Source organism: Flagellimonas aequoris (assembly GCF_003584165.1).
In the GTDB taxonomy this organism is placed as follows: domain Bacteria; phylum Bacteroidota; class Bacteroidia; order Flavobacteriales; family Flavobacteriaceae; genus Flagellimonas; species Flagellimonas aequoris.
This window is the reverse complement of record NZ_QXFJ01000008.1, coordinates 320,227-334,209: the sequence shown is the minus strand read 5'-3', so window position 1 is coordinate 334,209 and position 13,983 is coordinate 320,227. Positions and strand designations below refer to the sequence as shown.

The following is a 13,983-nucleotide window of genomic DNA, read 5'->3' as shown; positions in this document are numbered from 1 at the left end:
ATAGGTTTATAATAAAAATCTTCCCTGTTGCCCATTTGGGCATTACCTGTTATTCTATGAAACCTACGCCTGCTGTATGATTGGTCCTGCTATCGATGATGATAAAGGAACCGTTGGTGCGGTGCTCCTTGAACCTATCATAAAATATGGGTTTGTTCAATCGTAAACGCACTTTGGCGATATCGTTCATATTAAGAGAGGACACATTTTCCTCGATACCTGAATAATCTGGATGGATTTTGTGGTCAATGGTATCTACTTTGGCCAAAGCCTTGTTGACACCATGTTGCAACACATACTTTCCACCAACGGTCAACTGATTGGAATCCATCCAAGATACGGTAGCCGTCAATTGTTTATCAACGATCGGAAGGTCACCAACCTTCACCAACATGTCGCCGCGGCTTACATTTACCTCATCTTCCAAAGTAATGGTCACTGAGGAACGACGCGGAGCGGTTTGGTATTCCGTATCATAAAAATAAATGGCTTTGATCTTGGATCTTGTCATGGATGGTAAGACCACCACTTCGTCGCCCACACTCAATTCACCACCGTACACTTTACCTGCAAATCCACGGAAATCATGGAATTCTTCAGTTTTAGGTCTGATGACATACTGCACCGGAAAACGGGGTGTTCCCACATTGTAGATATCCTGAAGATCCAATTCTTCCAAATGTTCCAACAAGGTCTGGCCTTTATACCAATCCATGCTTTGGGAACGGTTCACCACGTTATCACCCTTTAAGGCACTCACCGGAATGAAGGTAATTTTCTGATCTTGATAATCCCTTTTGCCCATCAATTCTTCAAAATCAGCCTTGATATCATTGAAGGCGTCTTCGGAAAAATCCACAAGGTCCATTTTATTGATGGCCACGATCACATCTTTGATACGCAACAGGTTATTGATGAAAAAGTGCCTGTTGGTCTGCTCGATAACCCCTTTTCGGGCATCGATCAAAATAATGGCCGCTTGGGAGGTAGATGCACCGGTAACCATGTTACGGGTATATTCCACATGCCCAGGGGTATCGGCTATAATATAACTTTTGGATGCGGTGGAGAAATAGATATGGGCCACATCTATGGTGATCCCTTGCTCCCTTTCTGCCACCAAGCCGTCAGTTGCCAGTGAAAAATCGAGGTAGTCGTACCCTTTTTGTTTACTGGTCCGTTCAATGGCTTCCAATTTATCGTCGGTCAAGGATTTGGTGTCATACAGCAATCTTCCGATCAAGGTACTTTTTCCGTCATCCACACTTCCTGCTGTCGCTATCTTTAATACTTCCATGTCTTGTTGTTCGTTAGTGGGTTGTTCGTTGCTGGTCATCTATATTTCTAAAATCCAACAACTATAAACCATCAACCATTCATTTTAAAAATACCCTTGTTGTTTACGCTTTTCCATGGCCGCCTCGGAACGTTTGTCATCGATACGGGCCCCTCTTTCCGATATTTTTGAATCCCTGATTTCCGAAACCACTTTATCAATGGTATCTGCATGGGATTCAACGGCTGCAGTACAGCTCATATCACCCACAGTACGGAAACGGACGATTCTTTCTTCCACTTTCTCATCCTCTGCCCTGAAAACCACGCCATCCTCAGCAGACCAGATCAGTCCGTCACGTAAGAATGTATTTCTTTTATGGGCGAAGTAAATGGAAGGGATTTCAATATTTTCCTTTTGGATATAGCTCCAAACGTCCAGCTCGGTCCAGTTGCTGATTGGGAACACCCTCACGTTCTGGCCCATTTCTATCTGTCCGTTCAACATATCGAACAATTCCGGACGCTGGTTTTTTTCATCCCATTGGCCAAAATCATCACGAACGGAAAAAATGCGTTCCTTGGCCCTGGCCTTTTCTTCATCACGTCTGGCTCCACCGATACAGGCATCGAACTTGAACTCTTCAATGGCATCCAACAAAGTTGTGGTCTGCAACATATTCCTACTGGCATATTTGCCAGTTTCTTCCACAACCTTTCCTTGGTCGATGGAATCCTGAACATTGCGCACAATAAGCTCCACACCCAATTCCTCTACCAATTTATCCCTGAACTCAATGGTCTCCGGGAAGTTGTGGCCAGTATCGATGTGCATCAATGGAAAAGGAATCTTGGCTGGCCAGAATGCCTTTTGGGCCAATCTAACTAAAGTGATGGAATCCTTTCCCCCGGAAAACAACAGCACAGGTTTTTCAAACTGGGCGGCTACTTCCCTCATTATGTATATGGCCTCGTGTTCCAACGCGTTGGCATTGGGCCTTGTGGCACTTGTTATCGTTTTTGGTTCTTTAATTTCTTCAGCGAGTGTACTCAAAGCTCTGATAATTTTTAGAGTTGGGAATTATGTATGCAAACCACATTCTCGGTTTGCCAATACTTTTGTGGGATCAAAATACTTGTGCTCATTGGGCAATCCATGTCCTTGCAAATAGGCATCCAATTGGGTATCGCTCCAATGATAGAACGGACTTACCTTAAGTACACCATCCTTGCTCATGCTCAACACATCTAAGGAATCGCGGTGGGCCGTCTGTCCTTTTCTAAGATTGGTGAACCATACATCGGGTTTGTGTTCTTCCATGGCCCTTCTGAAAGGCTCCAACTTCACCTGCTCCGTGAACAGTTCGTGACGGGGATCATCTATTTGAGGAATTCCCATTACCGCATCACGGTGTGAAGTGGTCTGTTTGGGCACATATAGTTTGATGTTCAGTCCCAAACGGGCAATCAACTCTTCCGCATGCTTGTAGGTTTGAGGGGTATTATAACCTGTATCGCACCAAATAACCGGAATATCTTTGTTGACCTCTGTCACTGCATGGAGAATGGCCACTTCGTAAGGTCTGAAATTTGTGGTCACCACTGATTTTTTGCCATGCTTGATGGCCCAAGAAATGATTTCTTCCGGTGGAATGCCCTTAAACTGGCGATTTAGATTCTGAATTTCTTCTGTTGTCAATGCCATATCCGTTATTTTTATTTACCCCATTTGATGGAGTTCCAAACTCTTTCGTGAAAAAAATACAAGACCATTTTAGTGACCAGTTCCACCATACCAATGGAGAAGGCCAAGGTTAGGGTTCCGGTAACGATCCATGAAATAATGATGGTGTCGATGGTACCGACAATCCTCCAACTGATGGATTTTGCAATACTGCGCTTTGGACTTTCGGAGCGAACATCCTTGGTATAGGACGAAGCTTCTTTATTATTTTTAATTACCAGTTGGTCTGTGATCATTTCTAAATTGTATTTCCTATCGATTAACTAGGGATTTCAAAAATAGAATTAAATTTCTTAACCACATGCAAAAGCCTTCTTAAAATTACTTTTATCCTATAGTTTTAGTAGATTATCGAAATTAAACAAAAGATTTTACTGGATTCTCATCAATATGGATTAAAAAGAAAGAGGATTTTTAAAGCAAATCGGCAAGTGTATTGTTTCGGTATACATCCAAGGCACTGTCCCGAACCTGAATCATCAGTTTGTGGACGGAACACGTGGCCTCATCCGGGCAATCCTCGCATTTTTCGTAGAAATTAAGGCTCACACAGGGCACCATGGCAATGGGCCCTTCCAACACCCGCATGACGGTGGTCATGGGAATTTCATGGGGTTCCTTGATCAGGTAGTACCCCCCACCCTTTCCTTTTTTAGAACCCAAAAAACCATTTCTTCTGAGGGTAAGAAGAATGCTTTCCAAAAACTTTTGGGAAATGTTCTCTTGCTTGGCGATTTCAGCAATCTGAACAGGCTCTTTTCCCTTGACCCTTGCGAGGTAAGTCAGTGCCTTTAAACCATATTTTGTCTTCTTGGAGAGCATCCCACGAATATAGGGAAAATTAACAATCCCCTATGTAAAATGTTCTTTTCCAAAAATCCTATCCTAGGGCTTGATCAATATCGGCAATGATGTCATCAATATGTTCCAATCCCACAGAAATCCTGACCATTCCGTCAGTTATCCCTACCGCTTCACGCTCCGCTTTGGACAGTTTGCTGTGCGTGGTAGAAGCCGGATGGGTAACGATGCTTCGGGAATCGCCCAAGTTTGCAGAAAGGGACAACAGTTCTATACTATCGAAGAACTTTCTACCCGCATCCAATCCTCCTTTCACCTCAAAAGCAACCACACAACCACCGGCCTTCATCTGCTTTTTGGCCACCTCATACTGTGGATGCGATTTCAAAAAAGGATATTTCACCCAGGCTATCTTCGGGTGATTTTCCAAAAAAGTGGCCAATTGCAGGGCGTTGGAACAATGCCTATCCACGCGTATGGCCAAGGTCTCCAAACTTCTGGACAATACCCAAGCATTGAAAGGCGACAACGCTGGACCTGTAATCCTGGAGAAACGGTACACCTTGTCCATCAACTTGTTACCGCCAACCGTAATACCTGCCAATACCCTTCCTTGCCCATCCATCAATTTAGTACCGGAATGGATAACCAAATCCGCACCGAATTTAATAGGTTGTTGCAGATAGGGAGAAGCAAAACAATTGTCCACAATAAAAATGAGTCCATGCTTTTTTGCGATGTTGCCCAATACCTCAAGGTCCAACACATCCACCCCAGGGTTTGTTGGGGACTCCGCATAAAGAATCTTGGAGTTCGGTTGTATCAAATTCTCTATACTGGCTAAATCATTGGCATCAAAAAAACTGGTAGTGATGTTCCATTTAGGGAAAAACTGGGTAAACAAAGTATGGGTCGAGCCAAAAATACTGCTCGATGAAATCACATGATCACCCGAATTCAACAAGGCTGCCAAGGTAGAATACACAGCAGCCATACCCGAAGCAAAGGCAAAACCGCTTTCCGCCCCTTCCATTTTGCATACCTTATCGATAAACTCGGAGGAGTTGGGGTTGGAGTATCTGGAATAAATGTTCCTCTCCTTTTCTTCGGCGAACGAAGCCCTCATGTCCTCGGCATCCTCAAATACAAAGCTGGAAGTCAGATAAATAGGACTGGAATGCTCCAAATATTGACTGCGCTCCATCTGGGTCCGGATTGCTTCTGTTTCAAACTGCTTTCTGTTATTGCTCATATCTTCTCTGCTATTCTTAATATATCACCAAAAACTCCCCTAGCGGTTACGGCGGCACCTGCTCCAGCACCTTGTATCACCAAAGGATTTTCTCCATAGGATTCAGTATAAATTTCGATAATGGAATCGGAACCTTTCACTTGTCCCAAAGCACTTTCTTTGGGAACCGATACCAATTTCACTTCCAATATCCCTTTGTCTTGTTGCAAATCGCCGTGCAAATCGCCAACATATCGCAACACATGTCCTGGTTTTTGCTGACTCTTCACATCGGTGTAAACCGAATCCATTTCTTCAATCCTTCCTTTAAAATCATCAAAATCCAAAGTTTGTAATTGATTCGGAATCAGGTTTTGAATTTTGATATCCGAAAACTCGTTTTGCAGATCCAACTCCCTGGCCAAGATCAAGAGTTTTCTTCCCACATCATTTCCAGAAAGGTCCTCACGTGGGTCCGGCTCCGTATATCCTTTCGTCATAGCCTCCTTTACAATATCTGAAAACAGGGCATCTTTCTCCGAAAATGTATTGAAAATATAACTTAACGATCCGGAAAACACTCCTTTGATCCGGGTAATGTTCTCCCCGGAAAGGTGGAGCAATTTAATGGTATCGATCAAGGGAAGTCCCGCCCCAACATTGGTTTCGTACAAATATTGCTTTTGATTGGCATCCAAGGATTTTCTAATGGATTTATACCGTTCAAAGCTGAGGGTATTGGCTATTTTATTGGAGGAAACCAAATCAAAACCATGCTTGATGAACGGCTCATAATTTTCCACAAAGTCACTGCTGGCTGTATTGTCCACGGCTATCAGGTTTTCCAAATGATGATGTTTGGCGAATGAAATGATATCGGCAATCTGATAGGGTTTTCCCTCCTTTTCCAAACGTACTTTCCAATCGGTGCCAATGCCCGATGCATCCAACAACACTTTTCTGGAATTGGCCACTGCGAATACCCGAAGATCAATCCCTTTTCTGGCCTCAATACTTTTTTCAGAACCTAAGATTTGTTCGATCAAGGTACCACCCACATTTCCGTGTCCAAACAACGCCAAATTGATTCGTTTTGCGATACCGAAAATCTGCCCGTGTACCACATTCACCGCTTTGGTGAGGTCAGATTTACGCACCACCATACTCACGTTCTTTCCGGTGACCGTGTTGTTGAAAAGCAACGGCACCACCTGGTTCTTCGCCAAGGCATTGAAAGGTTTATGGAAACTGCTCAGATCCATCCCCACAATGGAGATGACCGAAACATCTTTCACTACTGTAATCTGGTTGATGTCCTGTGAAGAGTAATCTGTTTCAAATTCGAGGTCCAGCAATTTTTTCGCCTTGTCCGCTTTGGAAGCATCCACTACCAAACCGATACCTCTCTCTGAGGATCCCTGTGAAATGATCCCCACACTGATGTCGTTCTGGCCCAAGGCCCTAAAAATTCGCATATCGACACCAACTTTGCCCAAAAGACCTCTTCCTTCTAGATTGATGAGCGCCATATTATCCAACACCGAAAGGGATTTGATTCCGCCATTATCCGTTTTTGGACCAATCAAGGTGCCTTCGTTATCATCATTGAACGTATTACAGATACGCAACGGGATATTTTTCTCGATCAATGGAATGATGGTCTTCGCATGCAAGATATTAGCCCCGAAATTGGCCAACTCATTCGCCTCGCTATACGAAATCACATCGATCAATTTGGCATCCTTCACCAACTCCGGATTGGCTGTAAAAATACCATCCACATGGGTGTAGTTGATCAATTCCCCGGCATCCAAGAAATTGGCCAGAAGGGCAGCGGAATAGTTACTTCCATTTCTTCCCAAAGTGGTAGTAGCCCCATCACTTGTAGATCCGATAAATCCGGTGACTACCGCAATGGTATCTGCTTTTAATTGATGAAAATAACGGATCACATTTTCTTTGGAAGCCCCCTGATCTACCTCAGCGTTACTGAAAGTGTCATCGGTCTTGATCAGTTTACGGGAATCGAAGAGTTCCGCCTTCAAACCGGATTGGTTCAAAAGTGTGGTTACTACCTTGGCCGAAATCAACTCACCGAAAGATAAAATCTCATCTTTGGTCTTTAAGCTGTAATCACCGGTCAAGGAAACCCCGTTCAGGATACGTTCAATAGTCCTTAATTCATCTTGGATATCGACTCCTTTAAAATCATTTTTCTGATAGGTGGCGAACGTCTCCAAATCTTCCTTGAAGTCTTCTCCCCTAGTCGCTTTCTCCAACAAGTTTTCCAGTTCGTCCGTTGCTTTTCCGCGAGCGGAAACCACCACGGCAAAATGTTCGTTGGCTTTGGCCCTTTTGGTGATGATTTTCAACACGCGTTCAATGCCTTCACCATTGGCAAGGGATTTCCCCCCAAACTTCAATACCTTGATTCGCTCTGTCTTTCCATTTTTTTGGAAGACGGTTTCCAACAGTTTTTCCAACTGTTCAAACTCCATCAAAAAAGCATCATGTCCGTGGAGCGATTGCACCTCACCATAGGTGACATTGGCATTGGCCCTGGCCAAACGTTTGAAGGTCTCACGGTTTTCTTCCGCAGTAAAAAAGAGATCGGAATTGACCCCGATGATATGGATCTTGGTATCACTTTCCTGCAAAACTTTGAAGGCATCGTCCCCATTACGGGTAATATCGATGGTCTTCAGCAATTGGTTCATCAACTTGTAGGCAGACAATTGAAAACGCTCCTGCAATTTCTTGCCATGGTGCATTAACCAACTCTCTACATTGAACACCTGAAGCTCTTCGTTGGTACTCCTTTTGAACCGTTCCTTGAACGACTCCGGGGTGCGGTAACACAACATGGCGTGCATACGGGCATCGTGGACCGGTTGTTTGGAATTGACCAAGAACTGTTCTTGGATCTGACAGTTAGCAATGAGCCAATCGGTGGATTTCCAGTCCGATGCCACGGCCACCAAATGTTCTGTAATATTGGGATTCAAAGCGGTCATTTCCCAAGCGATCCCGCCACCCAAAGAACCACCGATGATAGCGTACAATTTAGGGATTTCCAGTTGCTGTAATCCCAAAAGAAAGATCTTGGCGATATCACCGGCAACAAAATCCTTATAGTTTTCAATCACAAAACCATCATAACCGTTCCCAGGAATGTTGAACGCCAAAATGGTATACTGATCGGTATTGATACATTTTCCTTGCCCGATCAGATCGGACCACCAACCCTGCTCGCCGGCAACATTGGAATTACCAGTTAGGGCGTGGTTCACCAGAACAATGGGCGCCGAATGCAGGGGCTGCCCGAACAATTGATAGGACAATTGCAGGTCCTGAACCGATCCATTGATCGTTTTAAAATTTTCTATGGCCAAATGCCTTATATCCATAATGCAACGTGTGACCCAAAAGGTCAATATTTAATAAATAATATGGTTATAAGAAAGAGGGGCAGAAACTACCTGTTGCGTTATCTATTCCCAATGGGATAGAATGTAGCACCTTCATGACATTGGACGTCAAGGGTTGCTAAGGCTTCAATGGGTCTATTCCCTCCACCTTTCTTGATAACTTTTCAATACGTGTTTGAACTTCGAAGCACAAAGATACTGATGGAAAGATGGATTTTCCTAATCTTTTGGAAAAAAATCACCAAAGTCATCCCTTTAACTCCACACAACAAAAGGTGCTGATTATTTCAGCACCGTAAACTCAATGTTCGAATCCGTGAAAACAGTATGGGTCTGTGTTTTGAAATCGGACTCGTCCGCGTTGAAGATATTGTCCACATAGGTCTGTGGGTTCAAATCGATGAGCGGGAACCACGTACTCTGCACTTGAACCTGCAACCTATGTCCTTTCTTGAAGGTATGGAACACATCCTGAAGTTTGATGTCCACTTCGGTCTTTTGATTGGGTACAAAAGGTTCCGGATCGGAAAAACTGTTTCGGAACCGGCCCCGCATCACTTCGCTACGCACCATCAAATGATAGTTGCTCATCTTCAAGTGATCCTGCATTTCTTCATTGGTCTCGGTATCTGCTGGGTGCACGTCAATCACCTTCACGATCCAGTCGGCCGCGGTACCCGTTGTGGCTACCTTCAAATTGGCCAGAATGTCTCCTGCTAAAGTCAAATCTTCCGTCAAAGGTTCTGTTTCAAAAACCAATACGTCGGAACGGCGGGCCGCAAAACGCTGGTCATCCGTCATGTATTTTCTTGGTGTGAACACGGTTTTGATGTCCTCGGAATACGGCACCGGTTTTTTAATGTCGCTGATAAACTGGATTCCTGTTGTAGATTTGGGTTCCGAGGTCAATTCCTGGTCTTCGGAAAGGTACATAGTCTGTTTGGATGCATTGGCTGGTGGCCAGGTATCGTATTGCTTCCATTCCTTACGACCGGTATCAAAAACATAAGCTTCCGGCAATCCTGAATTTGGACTTCCATCGCCCTTTAAAAAATGATTGAAGAACTTGGTTTCAATATTTTTCTGGAAAAACAACGAAATGGAATCGCCAAAATAGTAGTTGCCCACCACATTCCTATCTACGGTTCGAGCCCAGCCTCCGTGGTCCCAAGGACCAAAGACCATGGTATTGTAGTTGCCCTCGTTGTATTTTTCAATGTTTTTATAGGTTTCCAATGGTCCGGAAAGATCTTCTGCATCAAACCAACCTCCTACGATCATGGTGGCCACACTGCTCTTCACATCTTTCAAATGTTGGATGAGGCCTTTACTCTGCCACATTGCATCATAATTGGGATGGTCCTTCAACTCGTTCCAAAAATAATCATCGGTAACTCCTTCTGGTCGCATGGTGGGCGTATCAGCGGTATCATATTCAAAAAAGTGGTCCAAGTTCTTCAAAGGACCTGCATCCAAAAAGAACTGGTACTGATCTTGGGTCGGCAATTCCGGCAAGGTATACCAAGCCGTATCAATGGGTTGATCCCCATTGGGCCTTGGCGTTCCGAACAAGGAAGTCGCCCTAAAATAGCTCAGCAAATAGGCCCCGTTGTGGTGGAAATCATCAAAAAAGAAATCCCCGATACAAGCTTGGGGCGAAGCCGCCTTTAAGGCTGGGTGCGCATCTATAGTCGCGTAAGTGGCATAAAAACCAGGATATGAAATACCCCAAACACCAACATTCCCATTATTGTTTTCCACGTTGTTCACCAGCCAATCAATGGTATCATACGTGTCGGAACTTTCATCCACTTGATCATTGGACGTTTTATTGGGAATGTAGGCCCTCATGTTTTCATAATGGCCTTCACTCAGCCAACGACCACGAACATCTTGGTATACAATGATGTTTCCTTCTTTCATCAAAATTTCATTGGGACCAATTTTGGGTCTAAAATTACCCTCGCCGTAAGGTTGTGAACTGTAGGGAGTACGTTGCATCAAAATTGGATATTTTTTTGAGGTATCCTTTGGCGAATAGATGGTGGTGTGAAGTTTTACCCCGTCCCGCATGACAATATCCACTTCTTTTTTAGTGTAATGTTCCGCTACATAATTGGTGGTGGGACCCATTTCCACCGTTCCTTTTTTCTTGCAACTCACCACTACAAGCAATACACTGATACTTAAGAATAGGATTTTGAATGCTTTTTTCATCTTTTCCAATTTTGAGCTTTAAAGCTACTAAAGTTAGCTGGGTACGACAATAAAAAAAGGAGCCTTGATCAAGGCTCCTTATCTTTTTTTTCATGTTTTATGGACTTTTAAAGACCAAATGCGGCTTTCACTTTGTCCACCATATCCAATTTTTCCCAAGTGAAAAGCTCCACTTCTTTTTCGATCCTACCGTTGTAGGGAGATTCGAATACCTTAGTCAATTTTTGGGGTTCCTTGCCCAAATGACCATAGGCAGCAGTTTCCAGATAAATTGGATTCCTCAGTTTGAGTCGTTCCTCAATGGCAAAGGGTCGCATATCAAAAAGCTCGGCGGCTTTCTTGGCAATCTCGCCATCATTAAGTTTCACATTGGATGAACCATAGGTTTCCACAAAAATAGACGTGGGTTCCACCACACCGATGGCATAACTCACCTGCACCAAAATTTCATCGGCCACTCCAGCAGCTACCAAATTTTTGGCCATATGACGTGCGGCATATGCAGCACTGCGATCTACCTTGCTAGGATCTTTTCCACTAAAAGCGCCACCACCATGGGCTCCCTTGCCCCCGTAGGTATCCACAATGATCTTTCTACCGGTCAATCCGGTATCCCCATGGGGCCCACCAATTACAAACTTACCAGTTGGGTTAATGTGATATTTGATGTTATTGTTGAAGAGTTTCTGTATGTCCTCTGGCAAAAGGCTTTTTACTTCTGGAATGAGAATTTCGATGATATCCTTTTTGATTCGGGTCAACATCGCTTCATCTTCGGCAAATTCATCATGCTGTGTTGAAACCACGATGGTATCGATACGTTGAGGAATATTATCATCGGAATATTCTATGGTCACCTGTGCCTTGGCATCTGGCCTCAGGTAAGAAATCTTGTTCCCTTCCTTTCGTAAATTGGCCAATACCTGTAAAATCTTGTGCGATATATCCAAAGCCAATGGCATGTAATTGGCCGTTTCTTTGGTGGCATAACCAAACATCATTCCTTGGTCCCCGGCTCCCTGTTCTTCTTTGCTACCTCGGTCTACCCCTTGGTTAATGTCCTGAGACTGCTCATGGATCAAGGAGATCACCCCACAGGAATCCCCGCTGAACTTGTATTCACCCTTGGTATAGCCAATATTGTTGATCACCTCCCTGGCAATACTCTGAAGGTCTACATAGGTATGGCTCTTCACCTCACCCGCCAAAACCACTTGTCCTGTGGTCACTAGCGTTTCACAAGCTACTTTGCTTTCGGGGTCAAAGGCCAAAAAATTATCCAAAAGGGCATCGCTGATCTGATCTGCAATCTTATCCGGGTGTCCTTCACTAACAGATTCTGATGTAAATAAATATGGCATTGTACTACTTTATGGGAAGGTTTTGACGGAAGGGCTCTAAGGCGTTTACATCTCGCAAAAGATGCCTGAAGTTCATTCAGGGCAAACTGCTTTAGCATTTTTTAGAGGTTGCAATCAGTCAAATCTTTCCTCGTTCGATGAGCAAAAGTACATATTTGAAACATATTTTAAAACTTTGTTTTATACGGTTATGTCCCAAGGCCATTTCAACCAGTTTTTTTTCGTCAAGTGGATATACTTTGTATATTGCGGCGATTAGAATTTCCCTAATCAACAAACACCAACTTAAAACACAATCACCCTATGCATATTGCGGTAGCAGGCAACATTGGCGCCGGAAAGACCACGTTAACCAACTTACTTGCCAAACATTACAAGTGGGAGGCCCATTTTGAGGATGTAGTGGACAATCCGTATTTGGATGACTTTTATACCCAAATGGAGCGCTGGAGCTTTAACCTGCAGATCTACTTTTTGAACAGTAGATACCGCCAGATATTGCGAATAAGGGAAACCGGAAAAAATGTGATACAAGATCGTACCATTTACGAGGACGCCCACATTTTTGCCCCCAACCTGCATGCCATGGGGTTGATGACCAACCGCGATTACGAGAACTACCGCAGCCTTTTCGAATTGATGGAAAGTTTGGTGCAACCGCCCGATCTGTTGATCTATTTGAGAAGTTCCATTCCCAATTTGGTAAACCAGATCCACAAGCGTGGCCGAGACTATGAAAATTCCATTTCCATTGATTACCTCAGCCGATTGAACGAGCGTTACGAAGCTTGGGCCAACACCTATGAAAAAGGCAAGTTGCTCATTTTTGATGTAGACAACCTCGATTTTGTGTCCGAACCCGAGGATTTGGGGGAAGTGATCAACCGCATCGATGCGGAGATCCATGGTCTTTTTTAAACTTTTTCATTAAGATTTCATACCATTTCCTTTTCTCCCCTTCAAACATTAGAGGACAGAGGTTCCATTCCCTCACTCAAACCTACCGTTCCCTCATTGTTACTTTTAATAGGTTGATTTTCATACTAGTTTAGGTTCTGTATTGCATCCATAACTATTAACTACGCCCTTGTGGCCAAAAATTTGAAGATCATGAAACCAAAGAAAAACCCACAATTGGAACTGAAACGAAACAGCAAACTCTATTTTTCCATAGGAATGGCCTGTGTTCTCCTACTCGCCTATATGGCCTTGGAATGGAAAAGTTATGACAAAATCTCTGATTGGGATATTGGACAAATTGACCCCAATCAATTACCGCCTGAGGAAGTACCTATAACCATTCAAAAAATGGAACTTCCGAAACCTAAAATCCAAACCCCACCGGAAATCAAGATAGCCGATGACGAAGAAAAGATTGAAGAATCTGTTATTGAAGCAGAAGATACCAATCAAGATACTGAAATAGTAGATGTTGAAGACATTGAGGTTGCAGATGATGACATCCCAGATACGGTGCCTTTCATTACCATCGAAAATGCGCCTGTTTTTCCGGGTTGTGAAAATGAACCCGATGAAAAAGCAAAAAAAGCTTGTTTTCAGGAAATGATGCTCAAACACATCAACAAGACCATCCGTTATCCTGAATTGGCACAAGAAATGGGTTTACAAGGTAGGGTAAGTGTGGTTTTTACCGTTCAGAAAGATGGCAGCATCGGGGACGTAAAATTACGAGGTCCTCATGAAAGTTTGGAAAAAGAAGCTGGTCGTATCATTTCAAAATTGCCCAAAATGACTCCAGGAAAACAGCGGGGCACACCAGTTAAGGTTCCCTATGCCATTCCGATTACCTTTAAATTGAATTAATACCGTGTTCCGACTCCGCTCGATATGACACCATAAAAAAACCACGCCTTAGCGTGGTTTTTCCAGCTTTACTTTAAAGCGAGAGCTAATTCTTTGCCTTAG

11 protein-coding genes and 1 riboswitch are annotated in these 13,983 nt (G+C 43.7%); of the genes, 2 read left to right on the top strand and 9 right to left on the bottom strand.

The genetic code is table 11. From position 1 onward, the window contains the following. Window positions 1-49: 49 nt before the first annotated feature. From D2U88_RS02420 to metK, 9 genes are all read right to left on the bottom strand, one after another. A complete protein-coding gene (locus D2U88_RS02420; protein WP_119638780.1) occupies window positions 50-1,297 on the bottom strand; it encodes a sulfate adenylyltransferase subunit 1 in 1,248 nt (415 codons plus the stop codon). A gap of 84 nt (window positions 1,298-1,381) precedes the next feature. Then, a complete protein-coding gene (gene cysD, locus D2U88_RS02415; RefSeq protein WP_262696582.1) occupies window positions 1,382-2,290 on the bottom strand; it encodes a sulfate adenylyltransferase subunit CysD in 909 nt (302 codons plus the stop codon). Window positions 2,291-2,356: 66 nt separating this feature from the next. Continuing rightward, complete coding sequence (locus D2U88_RS02410; protein WP_119638698.1) at window positions 2,357-2,980, bottom strand: phosphoadenosine phosphosulfate reductase domain-containing protein; 624 nt, start codon at window positions 2,978-2,980, stop codon at window positions 2,357-2,359. Window positions 2,981-2,991: 11 nt separating this feature from the next. Continuing rightward, window positions 2,992-3,255, bottom strand: a complete 264-nt coding sequence (locus D2U88_RS02405) for a DUF2061 domain-containing protein (protein ID WP_119638697.1) — start codon at window positions 3,253-3,255, stop codon at window positions 2,992-2,994. A 178-nt stretch (window positions 3,256-3,433) separates the two neighbouring features. Beyond that, window positions 3,434-3,841: an RrF2 family transcriptional regulator gene (locus D2U88_RS02400; protein WP_119638696.1), complete on the bottom strand. Its 408-nt coding sequence runs from the start codon at window positions 3,839-3,841 to the stop codon at window positions 3,434-3,436. A gap of 58 nt (window positions 3,842-3,899) precedes the next feature. Continuing rightward, window positions 3,900-5,072: a trans-sulfuration enzyme family protein gene (locus tag D2U88_RS02395; protein WP_119638695.1), complete on the bottom strand. Its 1,173-nt coding sequence runs from the start codon at window positions 5,070-5,072 to the stop codon at window positions 3,900-3,902. Continuing rightward, window positions 5,069-8,458: a bifunctional aspartate kinase/homoserine dehydrogenase I gene (gene thrA, locus D2U88_RS02390; protein WP_119638694.1), complete on the bottom strand. Its 3,390-nt coding sequence runs from the start codon at window positions 8,456-8,458 to the stop codon at window positions 5,069-5,071. The genes D2U88_RS02395 and thrA overlap by 4 nt, the downstream gene beginning before the upstream one ends. A gap of 77 nt (window positions 8,459-8,535) precedes the next feature. Further along, window positions 8,536-8,642: riboswitch (SAM riboswitch) on the bottom strand. Between the two features lie 119 nt (window positions 8,643-8,761). Beyond that, on the bottom strand, window positions 8,762-10,696 hold the full coding sequence (locus tag D2U88_RS02385; RefSeq protein ID WP_119638693.1) for a CocE/NonD family hydrolase: 1,935 nt from the start codon (window positions 10,694-10,696) through the stop codon (window positions 8,762-8,764). Between the two features lie 107 nt (window positions 10,697-10,803). Beyond that, window positions 10,804-12,057: a methionine adenosyltransferase gene (gene metK / locus D2U88_RS02380; protein ID WP_119638692.1), complete on the bottom strand. Its 1,254-nt coding sequence runs from the start codon at window positions 12,055-12,057 to the stop codon at window positions 10,804-10,806. A gap of 303 nt (window positions 12,058-12,360) precedes the next feature. Here metK and D2U88_RS02375 point away from each other — a divergent pair, with 303 nt between their 5' ends. Further along, entirely contained in the window at window positions 12,361-12,975 is a 615-nt protein-coding gene (locus D2U88_RS02375; RefSeq protein ID WP_119638691.1) for a deoxynucleoside kinase, read from the top strand. A gap of 192 nt (window positions 12,976-13,167) precedes the next feature. Continuing rightward, a complete protein-coding gene (locus tag D2U88_RS02370; RefSeq protein ID WP_119638779.1) occupies window positions 13,168-13,881 on the top strand; it encodes an energy transducer TonB in 714 nt (237 codons plus the stop codon). Window positions 13,882-13,983 lie beyond the last annotated feature (102 nt).

What these genes read in the sequence shown, in the direction of transcription:
- D2U88_RS02420 (WP_119638780.1), bottom strand. Translation starts at nt 1,297, where the DNA reads ATGGAAGTATTAAAGATAGCGACAGCAGGAAGTGTGGATGACGGAAAA.
- D2U88_RS02410 (WP_119638698.1), bottom strand. Translation starts at nt 2,980, where the DNA reads ATGGCATTGACAACAGAAGAAATTCAGAATCTAAATCGCCAGTTTAAG.
- D2U88_RS02405 (WP_119638697.1), bottom strand. Translation starts at nt 3,255, where the DNA reads ATGATCACAGACCAACTGGTAATTAAAAATAATAAAGAAGCTTCGTCC.
- D2U88_RS02400 (WP_119638696.1), bottom strand. Translation starts at nt 3,841, where the DNA reads ATGCTCTCCAAGAAGACAAAATATGGTTTAAAGGCACTGACTTACCTC.
- D2U88_RS02395 (WP_119638695.1), bottom strand. Translation starts at nt 5,072, where the DNA reads ATGAGCAATAACAGAAAGCAGTTTGAAACAGAAGCAATCCGGACCCAG.
- thrA (WP_119638694.1), bottom strand. Translation starts at nt 8,458, where the DNA reads ATGGATATAAGGCATTTGGCCATAGAAAATTTTAAAACGATCAATGGA.
- D2U88_RS02385 (WP_119638693.1), bottom strand. Translation starts at nt 10,696, where the DNA reads ATGAAAAAAGCATTCAAAATCCTATTCTTAAGTATCAGTGTATTGCTT.
- metK (WP_119638692.1), bottom strand. Translation starts at nt 12,057, where the DNA reads ATGCCATATTTATTTACATCAGAATCTGTTAGTGAAGGACACCCGGAT.
- D2U88_RS02375 (WP_119638691.1), top strand. Translation starts at nt 12,361, where the DNA reads ATGCATATTGCGGTAGCAGGCAACATTGGCGCCGGAAAGACCACGTTA.
- D2U88_RS02370 (WP_119638779.1), top strand. Translation starts at nt 13,168, where the DNA reads ATGAAACCAAAGAAAAACCCACAATTGGAACTGAAACGAAACAGCAAA.